This is a genomic window from Bacillus sp. FSL K6-2865, assembly GCF_040311405.1.
Taxonomy (GTDB): Bacteria; Bacillota; Bacilli; order Bacillales; family Bacillaceae; genus Bacillus; species Bacillus velezensis.
In genome coordinates this window covers 1-10,000 of sequence record NZ_CP152036.1, presented here as the reverse complement: position 1 = coordinate 10,000, position 10,000 = coordinate 1, and the positions used below count along the sequence as shown (strand labels likewise).

Annotated in this window: 7 protein-coding genes and 1 rRNA gene (1 of these 8 cut by a window edge); all 8 read right to left on the bottom strand. The window is 45.7% G+C overall.

The window, feature by feature from the left end:
* A 16S ribosomal RNA gene (locus NYE42_RS00040) occupies nucleotides 1–651 on the bottom strand (it extends 899 nt beyond the left edge of the window).
* A 298-nt stretch (nucleotides 652–949) separates the two neighbouring features.
* A complete protein-coding gene (gene gyrA, locus NYE42_RS00035) occupies nucleotides 950–3,409 on the bottom strand; it encodes a DNA gyrase subunit A (RefSeq protein WP_352426685.1) in 2,460 nt (819 codons plus the stop codon).
* A 215-nt stretch (nucleotides 3,410–3,624) separates the two neighbouring features.
* Nucleotides 3,625–5,541, bottom strand: a complete 1,917-nt coding sequence (gene gyrB / locus NYE42_RS00030; RefSeq protein WP_014720600.1) for a DNA topoisomerase (ATP-hydrolyzing) subunit B — start codon at nucleotides 5,539–5,541, stop codon at nucleotides 3,625–3,627.
* 56 nt (nucleotides 5,542–5,597) lie between these two features.
* A complete protein-coding gene (gene remB / locus NYE42_RS00025) occupies nucleotides 5,598–5,843 on the bottom strand; it encodes an extracellular matrix regulator RemB (RefSeq protein ID WP_004392908.1) in 246 nt (81 codons plus the stop codon).
* A 17-nt stretch (nucleotides 5,844–5,860) separates the two neighbouring features.
* A complete protein-coding gene (recF, locus tag NYE42_RS00020) occupies nucleotides 5,861–6,973 on the bottom strand; it encodes a DNA replication/repair protein RecF (RefSeq protein ID WP_007409910.1) in 1,113 nt (370 codons plus the stop codon).
* 15 nt (nucleotides 6,974–6,988) lie between these two features.
* Nucleotides 6,989–7,204, bottom strand: coding sequence for a ribosome maturation protein RlbA (gene rlbA, locus NYE42_RS00015; protein ID WP_004392910.1), 216 nt, complete (start codon nucleotides 7,202–7,204; stop codon nucleotides 6,989–6,991).
* 134 nt (nucleotides 7,205–7,338) lie between these two features.
* Nucleotides 7,339–8,475 (bottom strand): DNA polymerase III subunit beta, encoded by a 1,137-nt coding sequence (dnaN, locus tag NYE42_RS00010; RefSeq protein ID WP_007409909.1) that lies wholly within the window; start codon nucleotides 8,473–8,475, stop codon nucleotides 7,339–7,341.
* A gap of 184 nt (nucleotides 8,476–8,659) precedes the next feature.
* Complete coding sequence (gene dnaA / locus NYE42_RS00005; RefSeq protein WP_007409908.1) at nucleotides 8,660–10,000, bottom strand: chromosomal replication initiator protein DnaA; 1,341 nt, start codon at nucleotides 9,998–10,000, stop codon at nucleotides 8,660–8,662.

The following is a 10,000-nucleotide window of genomic DNA, read 5'->3' as shown; positions in this document are numbered from 1 at the left end:
AGTTTCCAATGACCCTCCCCGGTTGAGCCGGGGGCTTTCACATCAGACTTAAGAAACCGCCTGCGAGCCCTTTACGCCCAATAATTCCGGACAACGCTTGCCACCTACGTATTACCGCGGCTGCTGGCACGTAGTTAGCCGTGGCTTTCTGGTTAGGTACCGTCAAGGTGCCGCCCTATTTGAACGGCACTTGTTCTTCCCTAACAACAGAGCTTTACGATCCGAAAACCTTCATCACTCACGCGGCGTTGCTCCGTCAGACTTTCGTCCATTGCGGAAGATTCCCTACTGCTGCCTCCCGTAGGAGTCTGGGCCGTGTCTCAGTCCCAGTGTGGCCGATCACCCTCTCAGGTCGGCTACGCATCGTCGCCTTGGTGAGCCGTTACCTCACCAACTAGCTAATGCGCCGCGGGTCCATCTGTAAGTGGTAGCCGAAGCCACCTTTTATGTCTGAACCATGCGGTTCAAACAACCATCCGGTATTAGCCCCGGTTTCCCGGAGTTATCCCAGTCTTACAGGCAGGTTACCCACGTGTTACTCACCCGTCCGCCGCTAACATCAGGGAGCAAGCTCCCATCTGTCCGCTCGACTTGCATGTATTAGGCACGCCGCCAGCGTTCGTCCTGAGCCAGGATCAAACTCTCCGATAAAGTAGTTTGACTGACTACGCACATCGCTGTGCGATTTATTTAAAACTTTGAATTAACAGGTACGTTTTGTCTTGTTTAGTTTTCAAAGAACTTTGTTGCTTCTCTCGAAGCGACCTCTTAATCATAACATTTTCAGTTTGCTAGGTCAATACTTTTTTAAAAAATATTTTCACTAGGCTTGCCTTTCTATTAAAAAGACAACAAAAAGAATTATATCAGTATCATCGCTATGTGTCAAAGCTTTTTTTCACTTCTTTATATAGTAAAAGCGCAGCCTGTTGCAGCTGCGCTTTTTCGTTTATACTTCTTCCGTTTCTTCCGGCTCTTCTTCATTCTTTTCCACAAGCGCCACAGTGGCTACATGCTCTTGATCAGACATGCGGATCAGACGGACGCCTTGTGTTACGCGTCCCGTAGTGGAAATATCATTAATATCCATTCTGATTAACACGCCGCTTGCCGTAATAATCATTAAGTCCTCTTCGCCTTTTGTTGCTTTCACGGTTACTAACGGACCGTTGCTGTCAGTGATTTTACATGTTTTAAGGCCTTTTCCGCCCCGGCTTTGAACTCTGTATTCTGAAGCCGGTGTGCGTTTGCCGTAGCCGTTTTCTGTCACTATGAGGACATGGGAGTCTTCTTCAAGAATCTCCATGCCTACCACGACATCATCGTCTGTCAGCGTGATGCCTTTAACACCCGCAGCTGTGCGTCCCATTTGTCTTACATCTGCTTCAGGGAAACGGATCAGCAAACCGTTCTTCGTTCCGATGATGATTTGTTTCTTGCCGTCAGTCAGGCGGACGGCCATCAGTTCATCGTCTTCCCGGAGACCTAGGGCGATCAGCCCGTTATTCCGTATATTCGCAAACTGGGACAGTGCCGTACGTTTCGACACCCCTTGTTTGGTCGTAAAGAAGAGGTATTGCTCCTCATCAAACGTGCTGACCGGAATAATGGCATTAATCCATTCGCCTTTTTCAACCTCCAGAAGGTTAATAATCGGAATGCCTTTTGCCGTACGGCCGTATTCAGGGATTTCATATCCTTTAGAACGGTATACCTTCCCTTTATTAGAGAAGAACAGGATCGTATCGTGCGTTGATGTGGAAATTAAGTGTTCCACAAAGTCATCTTCATTCGTTCCCATTCCCTGTACGCCTTTTCCGCCCCGTTTTTGGCTGCGGTATGTGGACGCCGGGAGACGTTTAACATAGCCGTTATGGGTCAGTGTGATGACGATATTTTCTCTCTCGATAAGATCTTCATCTTCAATTGTTTCAAGACCGGACGTCACGATTTCAGTGCGTCTCTCATCATTGAAACGCTCTTTGATTTCATTGAGCTCTTCACGAATGATCTCAAGAACTCTTGCTTCATTGGCTAAAATATCTTTCAGCTCGGTGATAAGCGCAACAAGTGATTGATATTCCTCTTCAATCTTTTCGCGCTCCAGACCGGTTAATCGCTGAAGGCGCATATCCAGAATGGCTTGCGCTTGTTTTTCAGTCAGTGAGAATTGTTCGATCAAACCTGTTCTCGCAATTTCAGCCGTCTGGGAATTGCGGATAAGAGAAATAACGGCATCTAAATGATCGAGAGCAATTCTTAAACCTTCCAGAATGTGAGCTCTCGCTTCCGCTTTGCGGAGTTCGTAAGCCGTTCTGCGCCGGATCACAACCTTTTGGTGATCAAGATAATGCTCCAGACATTGTTTCAGGCTTAGTACCTTCGGCTGTCCGTCAACGAGCGCCAGCAGGTTGATTCCGAAAGACGTCTGCAGGGCCGTTTGTTTGTACAGGTTATTCAAAATGACGTGAGCATTGGCGTCACGGCGGATCTCAATGACGATTCTCATTCCGTTACGGTCGGATTCGTCACGCAGATCCGTAATTCCTTCGATTTTTTTGTCTCGGACAAGATCTGCGATTTTTTCAATTAATCTCGCTTTGTTCACCTGATAAGGAAGTTCCGTGACAATAATTCTTTCTTTTCCCGATGATGTCTCTTCGATTTCAGCCTTAGCCCGGATCGTAATGGATCCCCGTCCGGATTCATATGCCTTGCGGATGCCGCTCCGGCCTAAAATCTGACCTGCAGTCGGAAAATCCGGGCCCGGGATGTATTCCATCAGCTCCTGGTTTGTAATCTCAGGATTCTCACTTACGGCAAGCACGCCTTCAATGACTTCCCCAAGCTGATGCGGAGGAATATTTGTCGCCATTCCGACCGCAATACCGGCAGCTCCGTTGACGAGCAGATTCGGAAATCTCGAAGGCATGACGACAGGTTCTCTTTCTGCGCCGTCATAGTTATCTTGATAATCAATCGTATCTTTCGTAATGTCCCGGAGGATTTCCATTGCGATTTTTGACATTCTCGCTTCTGTGTAACGCATCGCGGCCGCTGAGTCGCCGTCAACCGAACCGAAGTTGCCGTGTCCGTCAACAAGCATGTAGCGGTAGTTAAAATCCTGCGCCATTCTGACCATTGATTCGTAAACCGCTGAGTCACCGTGCGGGTGGTACTTACCGATAACTTCACCGACGATACGGGCAGATTTTTTATATGGTTTGTCACTGGTCATGCCTAAATCATTCATCGCGTACAAAATCCGTCTGTGAACCGGCTTCAGACCGTCACGCACATCCGGAAGCGCCCGGGATACGATAACGCTCATTGCATAGTCCAGGAAGGATGTCCGCATTTCCTGACTGATATTGACTTCACGTACTTGTGGTGTGTTTTGTTCACTCATTAAAAAAACCTCCCTGAAGTATCACATGAAATAATGTGGGAGTAGATTGTCCATTATGATCTTCAATACGATTTCACTATTCTCCATTATATCAATAAACTTGTGTTTATACACATTAATTTAGTAGAATATACGGGTTTTGCGGGTTTTCAGGGGCTTTAGAAGCCGCTTTGAGAAAAAAGCCTTATTTCTTAACGAAAATAAGGCTTTCTTGGTTAAATATCAAGATTTTTCACGTATCTGGCGTTTGCTTCTATGAAGTTTCTCCGCGGTTCTACTTTGTCACCCATCAGCATTTCAAAAGTCTCGTCAGCGTCCATTGCATCTTCAAGATTGACTTGCAGAAGCGTTCTGGTCGCAGGGTCCATTGTCGTTTCCCAAAGCTGAGTCGCGTTCATTTCTCCAAGACCTTTATAACGCTGGAGGCCGGGCTTAGGTGATTGCGGAAGCTCTTTTAACAGCTCATCAAGCTGCTTATCGTTATAAGCGTATTCCACCCGTTTTCCCTGCTGCACTTTATAAAGCGGCGGCTGGGCAATGTAGACATAGCCGTTTTCGATGATTTCCCGCATGTATCTGTAGAAGAACGTTAATAAAAGCGTTCTGATGTGGGCGCCGTCAACATCGGCATCCGTCATGATGACCACTTTATGATAACGCGCTTTTTCAAGATTAAAATCTTCTCCGATTCCTGTTCCGAGAGCCGTGATCATTGATCTGACCTCATTGTTTGAGAGGATCTTATCAAGTCTGGCTTTCTCAACGTTCAGAATCTTACCGCGCAGCGGCAGAATAGCTTGGAAATGACGGTCACGTCCCTGTTTCGCTGATCCGCCCGCAGAGTCACCCTCTACGATATACAGCTCGGAAATGCTCGGATCTTTAGAAGAACAGTCCGCCAGTTTGCCCGGCAGATTGGAAATCTCAAGCGCACTTTTGCGCCGGGTCAATTCCCGTGCTTTTTTCGCTGCCATCCGCGCTCTTGCGGCCATTAAACCTTTTTCAACGATTTTGCGGGCTGAGTCCGGATTTTCAAGAAGGAATGTTTCCAGCGCAGAAGAAAACAGCGTATCAGTGATCGTTCTCGCTTCGGAGTTGCCGAGCTTCGTTTTCGTCTGCCCTTCGAATTGCGGATCAGGGTGCTTAATTGAAATAATGGCAGTCAGCCCTTCTCTCACATCATCCCCGCTTAAATTCGGATCATTTTCTTTGAAAATCCCTTTTCTTCTTGCATAGTCGTTTATGACACGGGTCAGACCGGTTTTAAATCCGGCCTCGTGCGTGCCGCCTTCGTATGTGTTGATATTATTCGTGAAAGAATAAATATTGCTTGTATAGCTGTCGTTGTATTGCAATGCAACTTCAACCGTTATGCCGTCTTTCTCGCCTTCGATATAAATCGGCTCTTCATGAACGACTTCTTTGGAACGGTTTAAGTACTCAACATAGCTTTTGATTCCGCCTTCGTAGTGGTACTCGTTTTTCCGTTCTTGTCCTTCACGTTTGTCTTCAATCGTGATGTTTACGCCTTTTGTCAGGAAGGCCAATTCCCGGACACGGTTTGAAAGCAGATCATAGTCGTATACGGTTGTTTCTTTGAAGATTTCCGGATCCGGAACGAAGTGCGTAATCGTTCCGGTCTTATCAGTATCACCGATCACTTCAAGATCGGCCACAGGTACACCGCGCTCGTACGCCTGATAGTGGATTTTTCCGTCACGATGAACCGTAACGTCAAGAGTAGTCGACAAGGCGTTTACGACAGACGCCCCTACACCGTGAAGACCGCCGGATACTTTATATCCGCTTCCGTCAAATTTACCGCCGGCGTGGAGAACGGTCATGATGACTTCAACCGCAGGGCGGCCCATCTTCTCCTGGATACCGACCGGAATTCCGCGCCCGTTGTCCTTAACGGTAATGCTGTTATCTTTTTCAATCTCGATGTTAATATCTGTACAATAACCGGCCAGGGCTTCGTCAATACTGTTGTCGACGATTTCCCACACCAAGTGGTGAAGGCCTTTGCTGTTAGTTGATCCGATGTACATCCCCGGTCTCTTTCGAACAGCTTCCAAACCTTCTAATACCTGTATCTGATTCTCATCATAACTATTTTGCTGCTGTTCCATAGCCATGCACATTCACCTACACTTTTCTTAAACGATATATTCATTGTAAAGATCCGCTAAGAATCTATTTCTAACATAAATTGCGCACGTTTCTTCAGTGTGCCGGAAGATAAGGGAGAGTAATATATATTCTCAGTCGTGACTACGATAGACTTTGGCGTGCCGTTTACGGACGGCACTACTTTTTCTTTCTGTCTGTCCAGAAATTCTTCAACGATCGGCGATACATTGACCTTGCAGTCAAAAATGCCGACGATATCGCGTGTTGAAACGACAAAGTCGTCACCTAAATGAATATACAATCGCTCACCTCATTTCTTCACTTCACTAACGTACCGTTTTCCACACGGAACATTCCTGCTTGATGTAAGGTATCGTGGTCAATGCCATCCACGCTTGTCGTGGTGACAAATGTCTGCACACGGCCTTGGATCGTATGAAGCAAATGGGACTGTCGGTAATCATCCAGCTCGCTTAGTACATCATCCAAAAGTAAAATGGGGTATTCTCCGATTTCTTCATGAATCAAATCTATTTCGGCCAGCTTCAAAGACAAAGCCGTCGTACGCTGCTGTCCCTGCGAACCGTACGTCTGCACATCGCGTCCGTTCACATAAAAAAGGACATCATCCCGATGCGGTCCGAATAATGTGACGCCTCGTTCTATTTCTTTTTCTTTTAATTTCGAAAAAGACTCCTGGTAGCTGTTACCTATTTTCGACAAATCTTTGGGATCTGATACATCAAGCGCCGTGTGGTACTTAAGCGTCAGTTCTTCAAGTCCCCGGGAAATGCCGGAATGGATCGGCTGCGCCCATTTTTCAAGCTGCGCCGTAAACTGCAGACGTTTGGCGACAACTTTTGCGGCTGCTTCAATCAGCTGATCAGTGAGAACGTCAAGCATGGTCCGGTCAGTCTGTTTCCGGCTTTGCAGCTGTTTCAGAAAATGATTCCGCTGTGAAAGGATTTTTTGATAAAGAGATAAATCATACAGATAAACGGCAGAAACCTGCCCGATCTCCATATCGAGAAATCTCCTCCTCACCTGGGGGCTTCCTTTGACGAGATTTAAATCCTCAGGGGCAAACATAATGGTGTTCAGCGCTCCGACATACTGACTGAGTTTTTGCTGCTCTATATGATTGACCTTGCCCTTTTTACCTTTTTTGGAGATGACAAGCTGCATCGGGATGTCCCCGTTTCGCTTCATCACTCTTCCTTCTATTTTAGCATAGTCTTCGTCCCACCGTATAAGTTCTTTGTCATTTGAGGTGCGGTGTGATTTTGCCATCGAAAGGACATAGATGGCTTCCATCAGATTGGTTTTGCCTTGGGCATTTTCCCCGATGATCACATTCACCTTGTTTTCGAATTGAAGCTCAGCGCGCTCATAATTACGGTAGGATGTTAATTCTAAATTTTGGATATACAACCGCTGTCACCCGCTTTAATTGACGACTTGAAATGAACCAAATCCTTCAATCGCGACCACGTCTCCAACGTAAAGCTTTCTGCCGCGGCGATTGTCAGGTTCATTGTTGACAGTCACCTCATGCTCGCTCAGAAACCACTTCGCCATGCCGCCGGACTGAATCACATCGGCTAATTTTAAAAACTGGCCAAGCGTAATCATTTCTGTATCAATCGAAATCGGATTTGCCATATTATCGACCTCTTTCAAATATCACTAATATCTAATTGTACTAAAAAATCCTGAAATAAGGAAAGGGAAAACTTGAGGGAGCGGCTGATGAATAGAAAAGCTGCCGAACTAAGCCGGCAGCACATTCTGTTTGATTAATACGTTCTGACCGGAAGGATGAGCTGAACGATGGTTTCATCATTCGGCGTACGGATAAGAAACGGTCTCATCGCTCCCGTAAAACTGATACGGATGTCCGCTCCTTCAAGTACTTTCAGTGCGTCCATCATATATTTTGGACTGAATGAAATATTTAATTCCTCGCCGTCAATCTGGTCAGCCAGCACAGCTTCGACCACTTTCCCGATTTCCGGAGAATTTGATGAAATCTCCAGCGAATCCGCCGGTTTGGCAGAAAGCTTTACAACGTTGTTGCGGCCTTCTCTCGCCAATAAAGAAGCACGGTCTATCGCCTGTAAAAATTCCTTCGTGTTCACGACGATTTCCGTTTTGCTTTCCTGCGGAATTAAGCTGGTCGTGTCCGGATAGTTTCCGTCAAGCAATCTTGAGAAGAACAATACGTTTTTCGCTTTGAACAGAACTTGGGTTTCTGTAATGACGATATCAACCAGTTCTTGGTTGTCATCAAGAATTTTGCTCAGCTCGGTTAAGCTTTTCCCAGGAATGACCACGTTATAAGAGCTGTCTTCCGGAATATCAAGCTTCGCCTTTCTTAAAGCGAGTCGGTGGCTATCCGTGGCAGTGCATAATAATTCACCGTTTTCGACTTTCCAGTTTACACCTGTCAAGATAGGGCGTGTTTCTGAGGCGGACACAGCGAACACGGTTTGGCGAATCAGGTTTTTCAAAAGATCCGTCGGAATCTGAATGGCGTGATGCTCTTCGATTTGCGGCAGATGCGGATATTCATCTGCATCAAGGCCGTTTAAATTAAATTCGGCTTTTCCGGAACGGATAATCGTTAAATATTGATTTTGAACTTCGATTTCAACAGTCGCCATCGGAAGTTTTTTAACGATTTCGCTGAAGAAACGGGCTTGCAGCACGATACTTCCCGGCTGATCGATCGTCACGATTTCTTTATCATCATCTTCTTTCGGAATGAATGACTCGATTGAAATATCAGAGTCACTTCCTGTGAAAGATACTCCTTCATCTGAGGCGACGATCTTAATACCGGTGAGAATGGGAATTGTGGTTCTGGATGAAACGGCTTTTAGAACGTCTTGTACACTTTCGACTAAACGATCTTTTTGAATTGTAAATTTCATGTTTATCCTCCTAACGGATAATATAATTAATATATTTTAAAAATAGCAGTAGTAATAGTAGGGCCTGTGGATTTGTGGATAAGTTGTGAAAAAGACAGGAAACACAGCCTATCCACATGTGGACAGACTGTGTATGGCTATGAAAAAGTTATTCACACTTTCCCCGATTCATCCGAGGGCACTATTATTTAAGCAGTTCTTTTATTTCTTTCACCTGCTGCTGAAGCTGCTCGTCATCAATCAGCAGTTTTGAAATCTTTTCATGGGCGTGAATGACGGTTGTATGGTCTCTGCCGCCAAATTCTTCCCCGATTTTAGGCAAAGAAGAATCCGTCATTTCTCTTGAAAGATACATCGCAATTTGTCTTGGGAACGCCACGGATTTCGTGCGCTTTTTCGCTTTGAAATCTTCAAGCTTAATGTTGAACTGCTGTCCGACAATCCGCTGAATCTCTTTTATCGTAATGACCTTCGGCTTAGAAGACGGAATGATATCTTTCAATGCTTCTGCAGCCAGGTCTGCGTTAATGTCTTTATTGATTAAGGATGAATAGGCGACAACCCGGATTAATGCCCCTTCCAGTTCGCGGATGTTGCTGTCAATCTGATTCGCGATGTAAAGCATGACCTCGTTCGGAATATCAAGGCCTTCCGCCTTCGCTTTCTTTCTCAGGATGGCAATCCGCGTTTCCAGATCCGGCGGTGTGATATCCGTAATCAATCCCCATTCGAACCGCGAACGAAGGCGGTCTTCAAGGGTCGGGATCTCTTTCGGCGGTCTGTCGCTGGAAATCACGATTTGTTTGCTTTCTTCATGAAGCGTGTTGAATGTATGGAAAAACTCTTCCTGTGTTTGTTCTTTTCCGGCTAAAAATTGAATATCATCTATCAAAAGTACATCAACGTTCCGATAGCGGTTGCGGAAATCAACGGCTTTATTATCGCGGATTGAGTTGATGAATTCATTTGTGAATTTTTCAGAAGACAGGTACACCACTTTGGCTGAAGGATTATGATCAATGACATAATGGCCGATCGCGTGCATTAAGTGGGTTTTTCCTAAGCCGACTCCCCCGTATATAAATAAAGGGTTGTACGCTTTAGCGGGTGCTTCCGCCACAGCCAGTGATGCTGCATGGGCGAATCGGTTTCCCGATCCGATGACGAATGTGTCGAATGTATATTTCGGGTTGAGCATGCTTTGGGGAAAATCAGACGGTTCCTCTTTTGCCGCTTTTTTCACTTGCGGTTTCGGTAAAAAGTTTTCTTCGTCCTGATTTTGAGGAATGACAAATTTGACGCTCAATTCTTCCCCGGTTAATTCGTATATGGTATCTGCAATGAGATGTAAGTACCTGGACTCCAGCCAGTCTCTGGCAAATTCATTGGGAGCGGTGATGGTTAAGGTATCCCCTTGCAGCGAATGGGCTTTCGTCGACTTCATCCAAGTTTCGAAACTCGGTTTGCTTAGCTTTTTCTCAATTTGAGCTAGAGCTTGATTCCAAAGATCCAATATATTCTCCAT